15 protein-coding genes and 1 riboswitch are annotated in these 20,466 nt (G+C 54.4%); of the genes, 9 read left to right on the forward strand and 6 right to left on the reverse strand.

What is annotated here, in order from left to right; all coding sequences use genetic code 11:
• Nucleotides 1–9 precede the first annotated feature (9 nt).
• Nucleotides 10–2,751 (reverse strand): TonB-dependent receptor, encoded by a 2,742-nt coding sequence (locus WKJ03_RS01425; RefSeq protein WP_337840372.1) that lies wholly within the window; start codon nucleotides 2,749–2,751, stop codon nucleotides 10–12.
• A gap of 451 nt (nucleotides 2,752–3,202) precedes the next feature.
• On the opposite strand from WKJ03_RS01425, the gene WKJ03_RS01430 reads away from it, so the two are divergent.
• Complete coding sequence (locus WKJ03_RS01430) at nucleotides 3,203–4,390, forward strand: helix-turn-helix domain-containing protein (RefSeq protein ID WP_337840373.1); 1,188 nt, start codon at nucleotides 3,203–3,205, stop codon at nucleotides 4,388–4,390.
• On the opposite strand, the gene WKJ03_RS01435 is transcribed toward WKJ03_RS01430, so the two are convergent.
• Nucleotides 4,382–5,572, reverse strand: a complete 1,191-nt coding sequence (locus tag WKJ03_RS01435; RefSeq protein WP_337840374.1) for a PepSY domain-containing protein — start codon at nucleotides 5,570–5,572, stop codon at nucleotides 4,382–4,384. The two genes, WKJ03_RS01430 and WKJ03_RS01435, sit on opposite strands and share 9 nt — an antisense overlap.
• A gap of 67 nt (nucleotides 5,573–5,639) precedes the next feature.
• A complete protein-coding gene (locus WKJ03_RS01440) occupies nucleotides 5,640–7,760 on the reverse strand; it encodes a TonB-dependent receptor (protein ID WP_337840375.1) in 2,121 nt (706 codons plus the stop codon).
• A gap of 585 nt (nucleotides 7,761–8,345) precedes the next feature.
• On the opposite strand from WKJ03_RS01440, the gene WKJ03_RS01445 reads away from it, so the two are divergent.
• Genes WKJ03_RS01445 through trpA form a run of 6 tightly spaced genes read left to right on the forward strand, consistent with a single transcriptional unit; the run spans nucleotide 8,346 to nucleotide 14,943 of the window.
• Nucleotides 8,346–9,926: an anthranilate synthase component 1 gene (locus WKJ03_RS01445; protein ID WP_337840376.1), complete on the forward strand. Its 1,581-nt coding sequence runs from the start codon at nucleotides 8,346–8,348 to the stop codon at nucleotides 9,924–9,926.
• Entirely contained in the window at nucleotides 9,923–10,546 is a 624-nt protein-coding gene (locus WKJ03_RS01450) for an aminodeoxychorismate/anthranilate synthase component II (RefSeq protein WP_337840377.1), read from the forward strand. Before WKJ03_RS01445 ends, WKJ03_RS01450 begins: the two co-directional genes overlap by 4 nt.
• Nucleotides 10,539–11,555, forward strand: a complete 1,017-nt coding sequence (gene trpD, locus WKJ03_RS01455; protein ID WP_337840378.1) for an anthranilate phosphoribosyltransferase — start codon at nucleotides 10,539–10,541, stop codon at nucleotides 11,553–11,555. The genes WKJ03_RS01450 and trpD overlap by 8 nt, the downstream gene beginning before the upstream one ends.
• Nucleotides 11,548–12,930, forward strand: coding sequence for a bifunctional indole-3-glycerol-phosphate synthase TrpC/phosphoribosylanthranilate isomerase TrpF (trpCF, locus tag WKJ03_RS01460; protein WP_337840379.1), 1,383 nt, complete (start codon nucleotides 11,548–11,550; stop codon nucleotides 12,928–12,930). Before trpD ends, trpCF begins: the two co-directional genes overlap by 8 nt.
• Nucleotides 12,923–14,110 carry a tryptophan synthase subunit beta gene (gene trpB / locus WKJ03_RS01465; RefSeq protein ID WP_337840380.1) on the forward strand — a complete coding sequence of 396 codons (1,188 nt, stop codon included), beginning with the start codon at nucleotides 12,923–12,925 and terminating at the stop codon, nucleotides 14,108–14,110. The genes trpCF and trpB overlap by 8 nt, the downstream gene beginning before the upstream one ends.
• Before the next feature lie 26 nt (nucleotides 14,111–14,136).
• Entirely contained in the window at nucleotides 14,137–14,943 is an 807-nt protein-coding gene (gene trpA, locus WKJ03_RS01470) for a tryptophan synthase subunit alpha (RefSeq protein ID WP_337840381.1), read from the forward strand.
• Between the two features lie 90 nt (nucleotides 14,944–15,033).
• Here the strand turns inward: trpA and WKJ03_RS01475 are convergent, their stop codons facing one another.
• The gene (locus WKJ03_RS01475; protein WP_337840382.1) at nucleotides 15,034–16,824 is read right to left on the reverse strand and encodes a TonB-dependent receptor; all 1,791 of its coding nucleotides are present in this window, start codon (nucleotides 16,822–16,824) and stop codon (nucleotides 15,034–15,036) included.
• A 37-nt stretch (nucleotides 16,825–16,861) separates the two neighbouring features.
• Nucleotides 16,862–17,081, reverse strand: a riboswitch (cobalamin riboswitch).
• 70 nt (nucleotides 17,082–17,151) lie between these two features.
• Nucleotides 17,152–17,634 carry a YajQ family cyclic di-GMP-binding protein gene (locus WKJ03_RS01480; RefSeq protein WP_337840383.1) on the reverse strand — a complete coding sequence of 161 codons (483 nt, stop codon included), beginning with the start codon at nucleotides 17,632–17,634 and terminating at the stop codon, nucleotides 17,152–17,154.
• Between the two features lie 81 nt (nucleotides 17,635–17,715).
• Here WKJ03_RS01480 and WKJ03_RS01485 point away from each other — a divergent pair, with 81 nt between their 5' ends.
• Entirely contained in the window at nucleotides 17,716–18,078 is a 363-nt protein-coding gene (locus WKJ03_RS01485; RefSeq protein WP_337840384.1) for a VanZ family protein, read from the forward strand.
• Nucleotides 18,075–18,977, forward strand: a complete 903-nt coding sequence (locus WKJ03_RS01490) for a 2-dehydropantoate 2-reductase (protein WP_337840385.1) — start codon at nucleotides 18,075–18,077, stop codon at nucleotides 18,975–18,977. Before WKJ03_RS01485 ends, WKJ03_RS01490 begins: the two co-directional genes overlap by 4 nt.
• Here the strand turns inward: WKJ03_RS01490 and thiI are convergent.
• The gene (thiI, locus tag WKJ03_RS01495) at nucleotides 18,953–20,416 is read right to left on the reverse strand and encodes a tRNA uracil 4-sulfurtransferase ThiI (protein ID WP_337840386.1); all 1,464 of its coding nucleotides are present in this window, start codon (nucleotides 20,414–20,416) and stop codon (nucleotides 18,953–18,955) included. The genes WKJ03_RS01490 and thiI overlap by 25 nt on opposite strands.
• Nucleotides 20,417–20,466: the final 50 nt, after the last annotated feature.

Below are 20,466 nucleotides of genomic sequence, written 5' to 3' on the forward strand. Positions count from 1 at the left end.
ACGTCTCTCTCAGAGTTTGTAGCTGACACCAAAAAGGAACTGGCGACCATACTCTTCGTACACTTCCGGGAAGTGGCCGCCATTTTCCTGCAGCGTACTTAACCTGGTGGTGTACGGTGAATTGGTCAGGTTATTCACCTGGAACAGCACCGTCAGGCCATACAAATCGCCTTCCTGGAAGCTGTAGCTCAGCTGAGCATCCACTTGTTTATCCGCCAGCACTTCGGTGTAACCCCGGGTGGCAAACAGCTGCACCACTTCGCCACGGAACTCCGAGCGGTAGCGCGAGTTCAGGCGGGCAGAGAAGCCGTCTTTTTCGTAGTAGAAGGTTAAATCACGCACCCGGTCGGACAAGCCGGGCAGTTTATTCCCGCTGGACGGGCCGTCCGGCCGGATGTCCGAGTCCGCCCAGGACTGGCTGCCAATAAAGCCAAAACCATCCAGTGGCTGGTAAAACTGGCCTAAATCCAGTGACATACTCAGCTCCAGGCCACGAATATTGCCGCCCTGTCCATTGGCTGGACGGCTCATATTGCCAATAGGGCTGACCGGCTCAATGTTGGAATTGTTCGGTGCGTTGCTAAAGTCAAAATCAAAGTTCTGGGTGTAAATGTAACTGTCGAGTTTCTTATAAAAGGCACCAAGCGCAACATAGCTGGTGCCTTCCAGATACACCTCGTAGGTTAAATCCACTGCTTTGGCACGCCATGGCTCCAGCTGCGGGTTGCCGCTGCTGCCACTCCAGCGCCGGCTGTCGACCGATACCCCGGCGGTAATATTGGCGCGCATTTCGTCCATTCGCGGCCGCGCCATGGTTTTGCCCAGGCCCAACCGGATAAACTGATCATCCAGCACTTCCAGCCCCAGGTTCAGCGCCGGTAACAGGTCGTTATAGGAGGCGCCACTTTCCACCTGGGTCAGGGTCGCCGGATCATCCGGGTTGTAATCACTGGCCAGGAAGCCACTCGACAGCTGATCCGTCTGCACAAACTGAGTGCCGATATTGCCCTTTAATGGCCGGCCAAACAGCTCCGTATCCAGGTTCAACCGGACAAAACTGGTCAGCACCTCTTCGTCCACACTCCAGGCTTTGTTCCATCTGTTGGTGTCCAGAATGGGTTCGATGTCGTAATAGCGGTCGACCGTTTTCAGAATGTCGTAAGAAATCACCCCGGGAATACCGGCAAAGGCCAAGGAGGTGGGGCTGACCAGCAAGGTCGGATCGATACTAACCGGCGTACGGCCGTTTTTCAGGAATAAATCGTTGTCATCCACCAGCTTGTTTTTGCTGCGTTCGGTGTAATTCGCACCTATATCAAATGAGCTGAAGTGTTTGCCCAGCATGCCGTCGGTTAAATCGTAGCGGCCGCTCAGCTCCACGGCTTTGACGGTCTCTTTCACATGAGGGTAACGGATAGAACCGTCGTGGCCCCAGCCGCCCCAAGGCGCCGGATCGCTCAGCTGCACTTTGTTCACGTCAGTGTAATCGGTGGCCGGTGTATAGGTCGGGAAGCCATAGGGCTGCAGGTTAAACTGAATGGAGTCAAAACTGCCACTTGGTGCCAGGCCGGCATAGGTTTCCAGCACCTGCTCATCGCGCTCGGAGCCCGAATACGACAAGTCCGCTTCCAGTGTCCAGCGGTCCAGCTTGAACTGAGTATTCCAACCCAGCGCTTTTAATTCGTCGTCTCTGGTGTTGTTGTCGTTACGCAGCACAGGGCGCAAATTGGTCGCGGTGCCACTTTGCACCACTTTAGTACCACCAAAATTAGCAAAGGTCGGGTTTAAAAACTCCATGCCATCGCCTGTCCATTGGTTGGTAAACCACATAGCGCCACGCATCACTTCGTCTTGCTCAAACTTGGAATAGTAGGCGTCGATAATGCTGTGCACCTGATCGCTTGGCTTGTACTCCAGCACCGCCATCAGGCCATCCCGCACCTGACTGCGCGCCACAGCGGTGACCTCCTGACCGACCAGGCCCAGCGCGTCGTCGTTGTCGGTGCCAGCCAGCGCCTGGTCCACCGTATTCCACTCCCAGGCTTTGTAATGTTTTACCTGAGTGGGTGTATCCATATGGGCAAAGCCAATGGCCAGGCCAACAGTGTCGTCGGCAAACTGGTCAATATAAGACGCGCTGCCGCGCCAGCCATCGGCCGACACTTCCGGATGCATTTGGTCAAACGAGCTTTTCTCGCCACGCAGGTTAAACACCAGGGCTTGTTCGCCATAGGCCAAAGGGCGGATGGTACGTAAATCGACGGTGCCGGATAAGCCCATGCCAGCAATGGCCACGTCTGAGGTTTTGTACACCACGGCGCCGTTAATCAGCTCGGATGGGTACTGATCGTATTCCACCGCCCTGTTGTCACCGGCGCTGGCCTGCTGACGGCCATTTAAGGTGGTAGTGGAGAAATCTGGTGCCAGACCCCGAATCGAGATCACCTGCACCCGGCCATTGACCCGCTGACCGGCGAGGCCTGGTAAACGGGTTAACGATTCGGCAATACTTTGGTCCGGCAATTTGCCAATGTCTTCGGCAGACACAGCTTCCACCACACCAATTTCATTCTTTTTAATATCGATGGTGGTTTCCATACTGCGGCGAATGCCCTGTACCAAAATCACTTCAACCTGCTCTTCGGCCTTCGGTGTGGGTTGTTGTGCCATCACCGCCGACGGCAACAGGCTTACCCCGACTGCCACCCCTAAAACCTGTGAAATTGCCACACCCAATTTGCTTTTATTCATCTTGTTATCGTCCTTCTCCCGTTGATGAGCGCCCGCATGTTCTGTGCATGCTCTGACGTTATCCTGACACTAGCGCTGAGCCTCTCTTTTGTCGTTTGAACTAGGTCATACCTGAAAATTTTTGCATTATTGGCAGGTTCGAATAAAGTCGAACCTGCACAAATTATTGATTTAAAACAGTAAAGCCTCTTGCCGTTGGCAATCATATAGACGCATTATTTTTATGCATAACCTGCACAGAGTCCGGCATGCGCTGCTCTCCGTTTTCATGTTAACCACAACCTGCCTGAGCATTCAGTGTGCTGAACAAGGCCAAAAGGCAGCGACCGACAAAGCGCTTGCTCTGGGCCAGAGGCAGAGGCATAGTGAAGAGCAATTGCATCGTCAGAATGTGATGGTTTGCTAAAGAGACCGGCACTCAAGCCCGTCCGACAACAGGTTATTTGGGGATATGGATACCATTCTGTTTAACTTCCATGACTTGCTCATGGTGGTCACTGCCTTTGAATGCTTACTGCTTGCGGCACTACTGGCAGCCTCTGCCCGCACACCGTCGCTGAGCAATACGCTCTTGATCGCCTTTCTGCTTTGCCATTTTCTGATCCCACTGCACGAACTGATGTTCTGGGGTAAACAATTTCGCATCTGGTTGCTCGATATTTCGCCCGATCTGTTTTTTATCTTCAGCTTTGCCTATTACCTGGACGGACCTTTGTTGTACTTTTTTGTGCGGGCGTTGCTGTATAAAGATATCCAGCTCAAACCCAAACACAGCTGGCATTTACTGCCCTTAGCGCTGTATTTGCTGCATATGCTGGTCAGTTTCTACCTGCAGCCAGACGGCGTGCAGCATCAGTTGATTGAAACTCAGCATATTGCCTATTCATCCCCTCACCTTTATGTGGAAACCCTGGGCCGCTTTGTCCGCATGGGGTATCTGCTCTGGTGTTTTATGCTGGTGTGGAACTACCGACAACAACTGCGGCATGAACAGGCTGATTTAAAAACCTCGGACGTGGCCTGGCTGAAAATCATGCTGCTGTCATTTTTGCTGATCTTCGCACTGGACACAGTGCTGGTCTGCCTGAAACTCTATGGCTTTCTGGCTGACGATTTTGATATGGACTTGCTGAATGTGGTGGGTTTAAGCAGTTACTACCTGAACTTTGTGGCACTGAATATTCTTATTTTTCTGCGTTTTACTTCCTTTGTGACGGTGGAGCCGGTCAGCGAACAACCGCTGTTTGAAGCCAAAGAAGAAAACACCGCCGTCTTTGATCAGCAGATCGCCCAGCGGCTGGAACAGCTGATGCGTGAACAGAAGTTTTATGCCAACCCGGACATCACCCTGGACAAACTGGCAGCCGCCGCTGGCTACCCGGCGAAAAAAGTGTCACTGACCATCAAACAATGCCATCAGCAGAACTTTTACGAGTACATCAACAGCTACCGTATTGCCCAAGCGAAGACATTGCTTGCCGAACATGGACCAGATGCCAAAAGCATTACCGATATTTATTTTGCGGTGGGTTTTAACAGCAAGTCGGTGTTTAACACTTTCTTTAAACGGCTCGAAGGCGTCACCCCCAGCCAATACCGCGAGCAACAAAACCCCATGCCCGGCAACTCCTCAACCTAATACCGGCGAGTACGGCAGCCGTTCAATCTCCCGCTGGCTGAAGTTGACTGTCGTCAGCCCCAAAGCCAGCAGCACCAATGCCATGCATAAAGCACCGTGCAGCCCATACCATTTATACAGCTCGGGTTGCTGACGTTTGGTACGCAGCCGGTGCAGCCAGAGTCCACTTGCCACCAGAAAACTCAGCGCCAGGCCAAACAGCAGATATAACAATTTGACGCCCAAGCCAGCAAAACTGCCAAAATGCAGCGGATCGGCAATATCCACCATAGTCGCCACCACGGCTAAATCACTCTGCCGTTGTGTTTGCAGAAGCTCGCCACTGTTTGGATGCAAGTACAGGCGGTTGGCTCTGTTGCGATACAAGGGATTGCCGTCCTGCCCTGAGATCATTACAGCAGCGCTGGCCTGAGTCGGGAAATTAATGGCGCGAATATCCAGCCAGGGGGCAGCCCGCTGCGCCTTTTGCATCAGCTCAGACAACGACAACACAGCAGCAGGATCTGCCGACTGGCTGAGTTTAGGTACGGTTGGGTAATGCTCCACTTTAAGCCGCAGCAACCAGAATTCACTGAAGTACCAAAGCCCGGTTAAGGTGATCAGCAGCACAAAAGGCCAGCTGCAGGCACCCAGCCATTTATGCCAGTCAGACCAATGAGTGCGCTTTTGCAGCGTCAACCGGCCCGGCCACTTCAGCACGCCCTTCCACCACTGCTTGTACACGTAAAAACTGCTGATCAGCAGCGCCGCCAGCAAAAAACTCAGCGCCGTGACCAGCACTTTGCCAACATCGTCCATCGACAGGTACATATGCAGGTTGCGCAGGTAACGTGACAACCGCCCCCACTGGCCATCACCGGTCAGCTGTCCGCTGGCCCGATCAAAATACACAAACAAAAACTCGTCCTGCCGCACCAGGCTGATCTCGCCCGCCAGATAGGGCTGATCCGGCACTTCAAGCGCCAGGATCTGATAGCCCGCATAGTCACGGTCCAACTGTGCCTGCAGCTGCGCCCAGGGCACAGGCCCCGCCTCACCACTGGCGCGAAACTTGGCATCGCTCAGGTACTCAATTTCATGGCTGACCACCGCCAGCGTGCCGCTCAGGCAGACCAACAGCATCAGCCAGCCAAAATAAAAACCGGCAAAACTATGCACCGCATACCACTTTTTCGGGCTCATCAATCCTTTTTCCTGTCAACACAAAGGCTGCCCGACAGGACAGCCTTAAAGCATGCAGAGCCCCGACTCAAAACTCGTACCCCAGTTGCAGCATCAGGCGGCGTGGCTCACCGGGGAAATGCCCGGTCCGGGCAATAAAGCCAGAGGTGGCATAGGTTTTATCGAACAGGTTTTTCACGTTGGCCTGCACTGTCCATTGCTGCCAATGGGTCTGCCAGCTTAAGTCAAACACGGTGTAAGGCTTCACCTTTTGCCCGTCGATACTTAATTGCTCGGCGACATAATCCAAGCCGGCAGACACCGCAGAATTGAGCTCAGGCAAATCATAACGGGTCCATAACCCCAACTGATGCAACGGCGCATTGGCAAACTTGGTGCCAACCGCGTTGGTGATGGCACTGGTGCTTTGTTCCACCCGGGTGTCGTTGTAGGCGTAGTTCAGGTTCAGCACCCAATTGGCCGACAAGTCACCCAGTAAATCCGCTTCAAAGCCTTTGGCCCGCACTTCACCCAGCGCAATTAAATCATCGCGACCATCACCGGCCACATCACCACGAGGGTCAGACTGCAGAATGTTGTTCCGCACCATGTCATACACAGCGAGGTTCAGCCGTACCGCATCGTCCAGCAACGAAAAGCGCACGCCCAGCTCGTCAATGGACGACTGCTCCGCATCAAAAGGACCACCGACGGCTTCCACCTGAGAGCTGGCCGACTGCGGGCTAAAGCCGGTGCCACGCAGCGCATAGACCCGGGCGCTGTTGCTCAGCTGATAGGTAGTGCCGATGCGCCAGGATCTATCCTGTCCGGCCACTTCCGAACCATCCACCAGATTGCGGTCACTGAAGCTGTCCCAACGCAGGCCCGCCAGCAGGTTCCAGTGTTCGGTCAGGTCCACCATATCCTGCAGATACACACCTTTACGTACGGCCCTGGTGTTGGTTGAACTGACAGTCGCCAGGCTCATATCATAAAGTTCACGACCAGCCAGGCCATAGACCGGGTCTTTCAGGCTCAGGCCTGGCACCTGGCCACGCTGCTCTTGAGGCGCAATGTTACGGCCAAGAAAAAATGAGTCCTGACTGAAATAATCCGCGCCCACCAGCACCTGATGCATAAAACCGGCGGTGTTGATTGAAATGACGTTGTTCAGAGTAACGCTGTTGGCGGTGTTGTCACGCTGCTGATCGCGGAACTGACGGCGACAGTAGTCAATGACGCCATCGTTATCGGTGTCATAACTGCAGTAAGGCTCGTGGTAATTTTGCAGCTCGGTGTTGTCATAACGGCGCCAGGTCAGATCAAAGGACCAGTCGCTGCTAAATTCATGATCCAACCGGGCCTGCCAGACATCGGCTTCCAGTGTCTGAAAGTCAGAGGCTTCATTGTGGTTCCAGTCGCGGCTGGCCAGAAAATTGCCTTCCACATCGGTCGGCACCCCACGCAAACGCGCGCCCTGATAGTCCTGCTCCAGTTGCTGATACTGCACCAGCAAGCTGGTTTTGTCGCTGAGCAACCACTGATAGCCCAGATCCAAAATGTCGTTTTCCACTTCGGTATTTTGCCGGAACGGCTGCTCGCTGTCGCGGTAATACCCGACACGGTAGAGGTGCTCGTCGGTCAGCGGACCGCTAAGCTCCAGCGACCCCTGCCAGTAGTTGTAGTTACCAAGCCCCAGTTCCAGCCGGTTATTCTGCACAGCGGTCGGTTTTTTGGTCACATAGTTAATCAAGCCACCAGGTGCACTGCTGCCGTATAAAGCACCACTGGTGCCTTTTAGCAGCTGAACTTCCTGAATGTTAAAAAGTTGCGGTACGGCAAAGCCGTTAAAAGGGTCGCCACGTACACCGTCATACAGAATTTCGTCCTGACGGAAACCTCGGAAGGTCACGCCTGAGTAACTGAAGGCACTGACACCGCTCATGCTGCGGTATAAATCAGTAATCTGCCGGGCGGCCTGGTCCTGAATAAGGGCTTCAGGCAACACCTGAATATTCTGTGGCACCAGCGCAATATCCTGATCGGTCCGGGTGGCCACACTGGAGTTCGAGGCACGATATAAGGTTTGGGCCCGGCCTTTTACTTCAATCACTTCCAACTCATCGTCTTGCTTATCAACCGCTTGCTGCGCTTGCGCAGACAATGACAACAACGCACTTATTACACTTAACCGAAACACAGCACGCACCACACACCTCAAAACACAAATGATAACAATTATCATCTTACCTTTTTAATCTGGTCCCGTAAACGCCCGTTTCAGCTGGGCTTCAATGAAAAACCACCGCAGGAACTTAGCCATCTATCCATTTATACGGTTTTATTTGGCCTTATAACAAAAAACCAGCTTGACGCTTTTGCTAATTCAGGGTTTTATAGAGCGCAGTGGATCAGATGGAAAACAGCTCAATGAAAATTCAACGCAATTCAATCACTGTGTGGTGGTGGCATACTCCTTAACGGGCGTGTGTTGGCGTTGTTGTAGCTATCCATCCAGGCCCGTTTCGTAAGAAGCGGGTTTTTTGCTTTAAAGGACTGAAAGAATCTGCCCCATGACTAAAGATAAAGGTAAAAGAATGAAACCGATCAAAGCAGTAAGTTGGCACTGGTGGCGCATTTCCTGACTCAGCGGGCCGGACTGTTATTGTCTGAAATTAGCACCACAAGCCCGCGATAAGCGGGTTTGTTGTTTCTGGCTTATCGCAGGGTGTAACCCCCAAGTCACTTCAGGCTGCGGCTTCAAGGACGACGGGTAGAAAACTTAAGGAACAGGATGAACTTACAACACATCACCCAAATTCAGGGCCAGGTGGCCAGCTTTCGCCAGCCACTGCCCTATTTGCCCGATCCACTGCAAAGCTTCAGCCAGCTGTGCGCTCAGAGCCAGGGCAGCCTGTTGCTGGAATCGGCCGAAATTGACAGCAAAGACAACTTAAAAAGTCTGATGCTGATTGACGCCGCGCTGCGCATTGAATGCCATGGCCTGCAGGTGACTATTCAGGCATTAACCAGCAATGGCACCACCCTGCTGCCGTATTTACAGCACAAACTGCAACCGGCAGCCGCCAATGCAGAACTTAACAACAGCACACTGCAGGTACAGTTTGCCCAGCCAGACCCATTGCTGGACGAACACAGCAAACTGCAAGTGCCAAACAGCCTGACGGTGCTGCGCGTGCTGCAGCAGCAACTGACCAGCAACAGCAACGAGCCCTTCGCCGTCTTCTTGGGGGGCGTGATTGGTTATGATCTGGTGGCGATGACCGAAGCCCTGCCAGAGGTGCCTACCACCGCCAACCAATGCCCCGACTACCTGTTTTACCTGGCTGAAACGCTATTGGTGATCGATCACCAGAACCCACACAGCACCCTGATTGGCAACGTGTTCTGCGGTGAACAGGCGCAGCAGCAGTATTTTGTCATTGGTAACCGCCTGCAGCAGCTGGCCCAGCAATTGGCACAGCCGCAAGCGCAGCCTGCCTGCACACCAGTCAGCATCGCCGAAGTGCAGGTCGATATCAGCGACGCCGACTTTGTCCGTCAGGTTGAGCAGCTCAAAGAAAACATCGTCGCTGGCGATGTGTTCCAGGTGGTGCCGTCCCGTTGTTTCAGCCTGCCCTGCCCGGCGCCGCTGAACGCCTACGCCAAACTGAAGCAGCAAAACCCCAGCCCTTATATGTTCTACCTGCAGGACAAAAACTTCAGCCTGTTTGGTGCCTCGCCTGAGTCAGCGCTGAAGTACAGCGCCGACAACCGCCAGGTCGAGATTTATCCTATAGCCGGCACCCGTCGCCGTGGTTTTAATGCCGCCGGTGAGCTCGACCGCGATTTAGACAGCCGCATTGAACTGGAACTGCGCCAGGACGAAAAGGAAAAAGCCGAACACCTGATGCTGGTCGACTTAGCCCGCAACGACGTGGCGCGCATCAGCGTACCGGGCAGCCGTTATGTCAAAGAGCTGCTGAAAGTCGACCGTTATTCTTACGTCATGCATTTGGTGTCCCGCGTAGTCGGCACCTTAAAACCCGAACTGGACGCGCTACATGCCTATCAGGCCTGTATGAATATGGGCACTTTAGTGGGTGCGCCAAAAGTCAGAGCCGCCGAATTGATCCGCCAGGTCGAACAACAGCGGCGCGGCAGCTACGGCGGTGCCGTCGGTTACCTGTCAACCAATGGTGATTTCGACAGCTGCATCGTGATCCGCTCAGCCTATGTGCAAAACGGCATGGCCTACATTCAGGCCGGTGCCGGTGTGGTGTACGACAGCGTGGCGCAAGCCGAAGCCGACGAAACCCGCAGCAAGGCTCAGGCCGTGATCAACGCCATTCGCGCCGCAGGAGGTGCCGTATGAGTATTGTGTACTTGCTCGATAACCTGGATTCCTTCAGCTACAACCTGGTGGACGAAGTGGCTCAGCTGGGTTTTAGCCTGAAGCTGTACCGCAACACAGTGCCAGCCGCTTATATCTTCGACAAAATGCTGGCCGAAACCGACCCTGTGGTGCTGTTACTGTCCCCTGGCCCAGGCGCGCCGGCCGATGCAGGCTCGATGCCTGAGCTGATTCAACTGGCCGCTGGCCGTTTCCCAATGCTGGGCATTTGTCTGGGGCATCAGGCGCTGGTGGAGCATTACGGCGGTGAAGTCGGTCGTGCCGGCGAAACTGTGCATGGCAAAACCTCTGTGATTACGCTGTCAGACCACCCGGTATTTGGCGCGCTGCCTAAACAATTTTCCGTGGCGCGTTACCATTCGCTGATGGCGACCCAGGTGCCACCAGCCCTGACGGTCATCGCCAATTACCAGCATATTCCGATGGCCATTGCCAACGATGCCGACAAAGTTTTGGGGTATCAGTTCCACCCTGAGTCCATTCTGACCACCTTGGGCAAACCGCTGCTGCAGCAAAGCCTGAACTACCTGCTGACTGGCGCAGCGCAACATGGCCAAGAACAAGGAGCTGCCCATGTCTGAGTTACTACCGCTAGTGCAACAAAGCCTGCGCGGCGAAGCCCTCTCAAGCGCACAAGCGGAACAGTTTTTTGCCGCCGTAGTGCAAGGAAATGTGGAGCCTGTGCTGCTCACCGCTTTATTAGTGGCGCTGAAAATGCGCGGTGAAACCGCCGCCGAAATTGCCGGTGCCGCCCGCGCCTTGCGTAGCGCTGCCACGCCCTTTGAACGCAGCGTACCGAACAGCATTGACTGCTGCGGTACAGGCGGCGACGGCTCCAACACCATTAATATTTCCAGCACCGCCGCTTTGGTGGCGGCCAGTATGGGCCTGCCTGTGGTCAAACACGGCAACCGCAGCGTGTCGTCGCGTTCCGGCTCAGCCGATTTACTTGAGCAGCTCGGCGTCAATATTCAAATGAGCCCGGCCACTGCCGCCAAAGCACTGGCACAAAGTAACGCCAGCTTCTTATTCGCGCCGCTGTACCATGCAGGCATCCGTCATGCCATGCCGGTGCGCAACGCACTGAAAAGCCGCACTCTGTTTAACCTGCTGGGGCCGCTGGTCAACCCGGCCAAACCGGATTTCCAGCTGCTTGGCGTCTATGATCCGGCGCTGACCAGGGTCATGGCAGAAGCACTGCAACAACTGGGCACCCAAGCCGCCTGGGTGGTGCATGGCAGTGGCTGCGACGAAATAGCGCTGCACGGCCCGACCAAAGTCAGCGCCTTGTCGGCCAGTGGCATCGATGACTTTGAGCTGACCCCGGCCGACTTTGGCCTGAACAACCGCGCACTCAGTGAGTTAGCCGGTGGTGAACCAGAGCAAAACGCCAAAGCAACACTGGCTATTTTGCAAGGCAAAGGTCAAAGTGCACACAACGAAGCTGTGGCGGTGAATGTGGCCGCCATGCTGAAAATCAGTGGCCAACCCGACAACCTGAAGCAGCTGACCGCACAGGTGCTGGAGCACCTGGCCTGCGGTAACGCCCTATCGACCTTAGCGCAGTTAAAAGAGATCAGTCATGGCTAATGTGTTAGACACCATCATCACCCATAAACGTAACGAACTGGCCGAGCGCAAAGTGCAACTACCGCTGGCGCAGTTTATTGACCAGGTGCAGCCCACCACCCGCAGCTTTCTCAAAGCACTGCAGCAAAAAGGCCCGCGTTTTATTCTGGAATGCAAAAAGGCGTCGCCGTCCAAAGGCCTGATCCGCAGCCCTTTTAACCTGGACGAAATTACCGCCGCTTATGCACAATACGCCGACTGCATTTCAGTGCTGACCGACGAAAAATTCTTTCAGGGCAGTTACGATTACCTGGCCAAAGTGCGTGGCAAAGTGCAGCAGCCGCTGCTGCATAAAGACTTTATTATCGACCCCTACCAGATTTACCTTGGTCGCCTGCAGGGTGCCGACGCCGTGCTGCTGATGCTGTCGGTATTAAACGATCTGGAGTATCTGGAGCTGGCGAACGTGGCCAAAAGCCTGAAGATGGGCATTCTGACCGAAGTGAGCAATGAGCAGGAAACCCAACGGGCAGTCGCCTTAGGGGCCGAACTGATTGGCATTAATAACCGCGATTTACGTGACTTAAGCACCAACCTCGACACCAGTTTCCGCTTAGCCAAGCTGATCCCGGCAGGCATTTGCATAGTGTCAGAATCCGGCATTTATACCAATCAGCAGGTGCGCCAGCTGAGCAAAGTGGCCGACGCCTTTTTAGTCGGCAGCTCGCTGATGGCGCAGGACGATTTGGCCGACGCCTGCCGGGCGCTGATCATTGGTGAGCATAAAGTCTGTGGCCTGACCAAAGCCGAAGACGCCGCAGCTGTGTATGGCGCTGGTGCTTATTACGGCGGCTTAATTTTTTACCCGAAATCGGCGCGCGCAGTCAGCCTTGAGCAAGCCAAAGCCGTGCAACAAGGCGCACCACTGCTGCATTATGTCGGGGTCTTCGTCAACGAACAGGTGGAACAGGTGGCCGCCATTGCCCAAGAGTTAAAGCTTGCTGCTGTGCAGCTGCATGGCGAAGAAAGCGACCTGTACCTGCAAAAATTAAAACCCTTACTGCCGGCCGACTGCGCCATCTGGAAGGCCTACCGGGTAAAAGACCAGTTGCCGGAACTAAGCCGCCACGCCGACCGCTACCTGCTGGACGCCTTCAGCGACAAAGCCCATGGCGGCACAGGCCAGCAATTTGACTGGGATTTACTGGACCAACGCCTGCTGGATAAAAAAGTCCAGCTGGCTGGTGGCCTGAACCCGGACAACGTCGCAAGCGCGTTAAAGCATCAAATACTGGCACTGGACCTGAATTCAGGTGTAGAAACGGCTCCAGGCCAAAAAGACCCAAACAAAGTTCAACAGGCATTTTTACAGATCAGAGAATTCAGCCATGAGTAAATTAAAGTTAAACCCTTATTTTGGTGATTACGGTGGCATGTTCGTGCCTGAGCTGCTGGTGCCGGCCTTAACTCAGCTGGAGCATGCATTTGTTGAAGCGCAACAGGACCCGGCCTTTTTAGCCGAGTTTCAATCGCTGTTAACGGACTATGCAGGCCGGCCGACGCCGCTGACTTTATGCCGCAATTTATCGCCCAACCCGCTGGCGAAAATTTACTTAAAACGCGAAGACTTATTGCACGGCGGCGCGCACAAAACCAACCAGGTGCTGGGTCAGGCACTGCTTGCCAAACGCATGGGCAAAAAAGACATCATCGCCGAAACCGGCGCTGGTCAGCACGGTGTGGCCACCGCCTTGGCCTGTGCCCTGCTTGGCCTGAACTGCAAAATCTATATGGGCGCCAAAGACATCGAACGTCAGCAGCCGAACGTATTCCGCATGAAACTGATGGGCGCCACAGTGATCCCGGTCACCAGCGGTTCCGGCACCTTAAAAGATGCGGTGAACGAAGCGATGCGCGACTGGTCGGCCAGCTACGCCACCAGCCACTATTTACTCGGCACAGCGGCGGGCCCGCATCCCTTCCCAACCATAGTGCGCGAATTCCAGAAAATGATTGGTGAAGAAGCCAAACAACAAATTCTGGCGGCCGAAGGCAAGCTGCCAGACGCGGTATTAGCCTGTGTGGGCGGTGGGTCCAACGCCATAGGTATGTTTGCTGACTTCATCAAAGAAGACGGGGTGCGGCTGATTGGGGTGGAACCTGGCGGTAAAGGCATCGACACCCACGAACACGGCGCGGCGCTGTCGACCGGCAGTTACGGCATTTTGCACGGCGCTTACACCGCCATTATGCAAACCGCCGATGGCCAGATTGAAGAATCTTATTCGGTGTCGGCAGGCCTGGATTACCCGGCAGTCGGCCCACAGCACACTTATTTGCAGTCGATTGGCCGTGCTGAGTATGTAGCTATTAATGACGACGAAGCCTTAGCCGCCTTCCAGCAGCTGGCCAAATCCGAAGGCATTATTCCGGCGCTGGAAAGCTCGCACGCCTTAGCGCACGCGCTGAAAATGGCCGCCGCCGCCACAGAACCTCTGGTGCTGCTGGTGAACCTGTCTGGCCGTGGCGACAAAGATTTAAACCATGTGTATTCAATTTTGGGCATGGCAGGCTAACAGCGCCTCGAACTAAGGAATTTGTGATGCAACGATATACAGAGTTATTCAGCCGCTTAGCTGCCAACCAACAAGGCGCTTTTGTGCCTTTCGTCACCATTGGTGACCCAAACCTTGAGCTGTCGGAACAGATCATCCGCGCCATGATAGAAGGCGGCGCCGACGCTTTGGAGCTGGGCATTCCCTTCTCAGACCCCATTGCCGACGGCCCCACTATTCAGGGTGCCAATATTCGCGCTTTAGAAGCTGGCGTGACGCCGGACCAATGCTTTGCGCTGATCAGCCGTATCCGCGCCGACTACCCGCAGTTGCCGATTGGCCTGCTGCTGTACAGCAACCTGGTGATGGCCAAAGGCATAGACACCTTTTACGCCCATGCCAAAGCTGCAGGGGTGGATTCAGTGTTGATTGCCGATGTGCCTATGCTGGAAAGCAAACCCTTTCGTCAGGCCGCGATGAAACACGAGGTAGCGCCTATTTTTATCGCACCACCAAACATCGACGATGAGGGCCTGCGTGAACTGGCCTCTTATGGCCGGGGTTACACTTACCTGCTGTCCCGTGCTGGCGTGACGGGCACAGAAACTCAGGCCACCATGCCAGCCACCACCCTGGTCGACACCCTGAAAAGCTACCACGCCGCACCGGCCTTATTGGGTTTTGGCATCTCCACACCAGAGCATGTCAAGGCCGCTATTGCCGCAGGTGCAGCGGGCGCAATCTCCGGCTCCGCCATAGTGCAGCGCATCGAAAAACTGCGGGCCCAGCCAGAGCAACTGCTGGTTGAACTGCAACATTTCGTGCGCTGCATGAAAGCTGCCACCCAGCTCTGACCTTCAGGGGACAGATTCAGGCGAAGGCGAACAAAAAGGACGCCATGGGGTCAGGTACCGGAATCTATCAGGCCTGCCCCCAAAACCAGGTCAGAAACTGCTGCTCACCTGTAACGACCACTCCGAGCCTGGAGCTGCGTAGCCTGGCACGTACTGGTAATCCCTGTTGGTCAGGTTATCCAGTTTCAGTGCCATCTCCCAGTGTTGGCCAGGTGCCCAGCGCAGTCCTGCCCCCCACAAGGTAAAGCCGCCTTGTACAGGAGTTGAATAATCTCCGGTGACAAAATCGCTTTGGTACTGGCTGTTGATAAAGGCGCGCCACTGCTGCCACTGATAGCTGGCTTGCCAAAACATGCTGTGGCGGGATTTTTTGATCAGCCGCTCATCATTGATTTTGTCTTTGGCATCGGTGTAGCTGTAATTCAGCTGCTGACTGAACGCCTGCCATTGCTGCGCCAGGCTCAACTCCGCGCCCTGGATTTTGGCTTTCCCCACATTAGCGGGCAGCCAGTTGCCGCTGTCATCCGGCGCCCATTGCACCAGATTATCGACGTCCTGCTGATACAAGCTGCTGTCCAGCTGCCAGCTTTTGCCACTGTAGCGCAGCCCCATTTCATGGGATAAAGCCCGCTCAGGCTGCAACAAGGCATTGCCGCTGTAGGGGTAATACAGGTCATTAAAAGACGGCGCTTTAAAGGCAGTGGCGCGGTTGATTCGCCATTGCCAGTCCGCGGTGAGCTGATAACCGGCAGACAGCTGGTAGGTATTCTGATGGCCATACTGGCTTTGTTTATCATGCCGCACAGTGCTGTCAAGCAACCAGCCATGCTGCTGATAACTTACACCAGCAAACAGGGCTTTATTAATGCGGGAGTCAACCTCATAGTCGGTGCCATACACCTCTTCCTGATACCAGTTCACCCCAGCCAGTGCAGTCAACGCAGTATTCAGCTTGTGGCTGCTTTGATAATCCAGTTCATCACGACGGGTTTGAAACAGACTGTCCGGGCTGTTATTGCCAAAGTTCAGGTCGGCATTTTTCTGTCGGGCCAGCTTCAACTTCTGCTGGCTAAGTTCAGAGCCATACTGCCAGCCCAAGGTGGTCAGGTCGGTCTGAGTGTCGGCCTGATCGGTGCCTCCCCAGGTCGGGTCGGCATCGTAGTGCACCTCTTGTTGCAAGCGCTGATGGTCCAGACTCCAGTCACCTAAGCTGCTTTGGTAGGCGGCTGCGACTTTACCAAAACGCTGCAGATAGCCATCTTCATCTGGCTGTGTCCCCGGACGCACATCAAAGCCATCGGCTCGGGCCACCCCCAGGTTTGCACTTAAAGTCAGATCGCCACTGCGAACAGAAGTGGCGAAGTCCGCTTCTCTGTCGCCATAGCGACCGGTTTTGACCCTCAGTTGGCTTTGTTCCGCTTTGCGGGTAGTAATGGCAATGACGCCTGAGACTGCATCAGACCCGTACAAAGCCGCTTTTGGCCCTTTAATCACTTCAATCTGTTCAATCTGTTGCAACGGCAGTTCTGCCAGCGACGCATAACCCAAAGTGGCCGCTCCGATACGGACACCGTCAATCAACACCAGGGTATGACCGGCAGCCCCACCGCGGATATAGACAGAGCTGGCGTGGCCTTTTGTGCCATTCCGGCTGATTTGCACCCCGGCTATTTGCGCCAGTAAAGCCGGCAAATCGGCCACCTGCGCCTGTTCGATGGCCTGGCGGTCCAGCACCACGACAGAAGAAAGCTGTGCAGACACAGGGCTGGCCATACGGTTGGCATACACAGTCAGATGTTCAACAGGCTGTGGGCCTGGATCCGCCACCACAGCAAAAGACGACAAAGCCACAGCCGTGGCCAACGCAGAATAACGCACCATGAAAAAACTCCTGCAGGACGCCCACCGCGCCTGAGTTAGGTTGATAGGTCTTTCAGGCCGGTCTCCGGGCTGACCTCAGGCATTGCAGCAATCACAGGTCCTTCCCATTGGCATAACGCTAACAGTGGACTTTGCAATCAACCGGTGCGAACCGGTTCTGGGGTGTACCGTTGCGGGGGCAGCTCTGGGTTTGCACCAGATTCCCGTTTCACGCCACCACAGACTTGTGGCAGCGCACCTGAAAAAAACGCGGCCACAGTGTAGCGGCCGCAGTTTAAAAGTCAATTGGAAATCCAGACGTCTGAAACTTCGTATTGGAATTTTCTGTTAGTCGCGGAAATTCTGGTACTGGAAGGGCTGGCCTAAATCGCTGGCACGAATATGGGCAATGGCTTCCTGCAGATCATCCCGCTTTTTACCACTGACCCGCACTTCATCGCCCTGAATCGCCGCCTGCACTTTAATTTTGCTGTCTTTGAGCAGTTTCACAATTTTTTTCGCCATTTCAGTTTCAATACCCTGTTTGACACTGATCAACTGGCTGTAGGTTTTCCCTGAATGCACCACTTTCTCTTCACTAAATGAACGCACATCCAGATTGCGTTTCACCGCTTTGGCGAGAAAGATTTCGAACATCTGCTGGAGCTGATACTCCGATTCCGCTGTCATACTGACTTGTTTGTCTTTCAGCTCAAAGCTGGCCTGAATGCCACGAAAGTCAAAACGGGTGGCCAATTCGCGGTTGGAGTTTTCCACCGCATTTAAAATTTCCTGTTGTTCCACTTTGGACACGATATCAAAAGACGGCATAAGGCTTCTCCTTGTTTTGGCTGGTGATTATAACGCTAAAACTGATACAATCCGAGCAGGTCTTTTTGCAACGAGCTCTGTGTGAAACGTCATCTTTATCATCTGATCTGCCTGGTTGGCTTTGCGGCTGTCACTTACGGGTTTCTGGCAGAGATAAAAAACAGCGGTCTGAATCTGAACCAATACGACAAACATCTTCACTTCACGATTTTTTTTGCTTTGTCCGCCTTATTGCAATGGAGCTATAAGCCAAGACTCTGGCAAGCCGTGTTGTTGCTTGCCAGTTACGGCGTTGCCATTGAGTTTTTGCAGCAAAGCTTTACCCGCGGCCGCAAAGCTGAACTGTGGGATTGGGTGGCCGATTTGTGCGGCGTGGCCGCATTTTACCTGCTGTTTTATATCTGGCGTATCTGGCGTATCCGCCGCCACGGCCACCATCTGTGAAGCCGGTATGGACTGTGGTCGGCCAGGGCGCTATAGGTTTGTTGGCGGCCAGCCGTTTGCATCTGAGCCAGCAACAAGTTCAGCTGTTCCGACGCCAGCCAGGTCCCTTCCGTTATCAGTTTGAACAACAGCAACAAGGGCTGCAGCAGATTGAACTACCCGCTGCCACAGCCCCAATCCGGCTGGTTTTGATTCCGGTCAAAGCTTATGCCGTGCTGCCTGCAATCAGACAGTTGCTGCCGTTATTGTCGGCCGATGCCCAAGTGGTGCTTTGCCACAATGGTATGGGCACTATCGAGCAGGTACTGCCGCTGCTAAGCCCGGCGCAGGGCCTCTGGTTTGTCAGCACCAGTCAGGCTGCCTTTAAACCCTCAGAATCACAGATCCGCCATACGGGCTCGGGCCCCTCATACCTGGCGAGCCTGAAAGCAACCGACCCCCTCAGTGCCCAGTGGGTAACCAGCGCCATGGCACTGGCTTTTGCACCTCTGACCCTGGTGGACGACATCACCCCACTGTTATGGCGTAAACTGGCGATTAACTGCGTGATCAATCCGCTGACTGCAGTGCATCAAATCCGCAATGGCGAACTGGCGCAGCCGCAGTATCAGGCCCTGATCACGCAGCTGCTCAGCGAATTTATTGCGGTTGCTCAGCACTATGGTCAGGCCTTTGATCAGGCAGATATCAGCAGTCTGGTGTATTCAGTGATTGGCACTACCGCCGGAAATTATTCATCGATGCAGCAGGATAAAACCCATGGCCGGCCGCTGGAGCTGGATGCCATTACCGGCTACCTGCTGCAACGCGCCGATGAAGCAGGCCTGACTTTACCTGCTCATCAGGCGCTGTATCAGGCGCTGCGGGCTGGCGATCAAAGCTTGTCGTTGCCTCGGTAAACCCCAACATTGGCATAGCCTTGCTCGGCCAGCAGCAGTGCCTGCAAGCGGCTCATCACCCCACGCTGGCAATACAGGAAGTACTGCTTGTTCTGATCCAATGCAGAAAACTGACTGGCCAGGCGGAAAAATGGCAGTTCCTGCACCTGGTGGCTGGCGTGCAGCGGCTGCTCGTCCGCCTCTTCCGGCGCGCGGATATCCAGAATAATGGCGTCTGCGGCCATCTGCTGTTCATCCAGTACCGTCTGCACCTGCTGGCTGGCCTGGTACTCCACAGTGCGGATATCCATCACTTTGGCGTCCATCGCCAGTTGCTGCAGCATGCTGAAGTCCAGCGCCTGTTCAGCCCTCTCTACATCAGCTAACTTGGCACTGACAGTCGGGCTTTTCGAGATCACACCACAGTACTCCGGCATGGTTTTGGCCATATCTTCGGCCCCGATTTTCCGGCACAGGTCGACAATCTCCTGCTTGTCCTGCGCTAATAAAGGCCGCAGCACCAGAGTTTCAGTGGCCCGGTCTATCACATTCAGGTTGGTAATGGTCTGGCTGGCCACCTGCCCAATACTCTCGCCTGTGACAATAGCCTGAATGCCCAAACGCTCTGCCACCACAGCAGCGGCGCGCATCATCTGGCGTTTCAGCACCACGCCCATCAGGCCATTGTCTATTTTTTCGAGGATCTCATTGACCACAGGCGCAAAATCGACACTGACAAATTTCACTTTGTGCGACAACGAAAACTTTTGCCACAGGTAAAAGGCCATTTGCCGGACGCCGGTCTCGTGGGCCGGGCCACCCAGATTAAAAAACAGGTAGTGAGTACGCAGACCTTTGCGGATCATCAGGTAGCTGGCCACTGCCGAATCAAAACCACCAGAGATCAGGGACAACACATCAGTCTGACTCGGAATAGGAAAGCCGCCCATGCCTTCATAGGCTTCACTGACCAGCAGTAATTTGTCTTTGCGGATCTCAAGCAGCACTGTGACATCCGGCTTTTTCAGCTGCACCCGTGCCGATGCAATATGCTGGTTCAGGCCGCCACCAATATAGCGCTCGGCGTCGAGCGAGCTGAACTCATGGTTGCCCTGACGACGCACACGTACACAAAAGCTTTTGCCTTCCAGCCGCGACCGGTACACAGGCAATACTTTTTCAAAGATATCGTGTAAGGAATCAAAGCCACTGGACTGCATGGCCATAAATTGCACTATGCCTGGAATGCACTGCAGGTGCTCCACCATACGTTGCTGCAATTTGGCATCGTCGGACGGGCAGCGCACCACCAGATGGTCGTAGTTGTTCTGAACTGTGGTCTCAGGGTGCAGACGCAACAGAATGGTTTTTAAGTTTTGTTCCAGCAACTTCGTCTGGCGCTTACGTACCGACTGCGACTTAATCGAAATTTCCGGGTGCAGTTTAATTAAAAATTCCATCAGCTGACTCTGTACTTATAAGGGGCCTGAAAAACAAGGGCGCGGATTAT

Source organism: Rheinheimera sp. (genome assembly GCF_037442525.1).
In the GTDB taxonomy this organism is placed as follows: Bacteria; Pseudomonadota; Gammaproteobacteria; order Enterobacterales; family Alteromonadaceae; genus Pararheinheimera.

Coding starts and splice junctions, on each gene's coding strand:
- trpB (WP_337840380.1), top strand. CDS start 12,923: ATGAGTAAATTAAAGTTAAACCCTTATTTTGGTGATTACGGTGGCATG.
- WKJ03_RS01475 (WP_337840382.1), bottom strand. CDS start 16,824: ATGGTGCGTTATTCTGCGTTGGCCACGGCTGTGGCTTTGTCGTCTTTT.
- trpCF (WP_337840379.1), top strand. CDS start 11,548: ATGGCTAATGTGTTAGACACCATCATCACCCATAAACGTAACGAACTG.
- thiI (WP_337840386.1), bottom strand. CDS start 20,416: ATGGAATTTTTAATTAAACTGCACCCGGAAATTTCGATTAAGTCGCAG.
- WKJ03_RS01425 (WP_337840372.1), bottom strand. CDS start 2,751: ATGAATAAAAGCAAATTGGGTGTGGCAATTTCACAGGTTTTAGGGGTG.
- trpD (WP_337840378.1), top strand. CDS start 10,539: ATGTCTGAGTTACTACCGCTAGTGCAACAAAGCCTGCGCGGCGAAGCC.
- WKJ03_RS01430 (WP_337840373.1), top strand. CDS start 3,203: ATGGATACCATTCTGTTTAACTTCCATGACTTGCTCATGGTGGTCACT.
- WKJ03_RS01450 (WP_337840377.1), top strand. CDS start 9,923: ATGAGTATTGTGTACTTGCTCGATAACCTGGATTCCTTCAGCTACAAC.
- trpA (WP_337840381.1), top strand. CDS start 14,137: ATGCAACGATATACAGAGTTATTCAGCCGCTTAGCTGCCAACCAACAA.
- WKJ03_RS01480 (WP_337840383.1), bottom strand. CDS start 17,634: ATGCCGTCTTTTGATATCGTGTCCAAAGTGGAACAACAGGAAATTTTA.
- WKJ03_RS01445 (WP_337840376.1), top strand. CDS start 8,346: ATGAACTTACAACACATCACCCAAATTCAGGGCCAGGTGGCCAGCTTT.
- WKJ03_RS01435 (WP_337840374.1), bottom strand. CDS start 5,572: ATGAGCCCGAAAAAGTGGTATGCGGTGCATAGTTTTGCCGGTTTTTAT.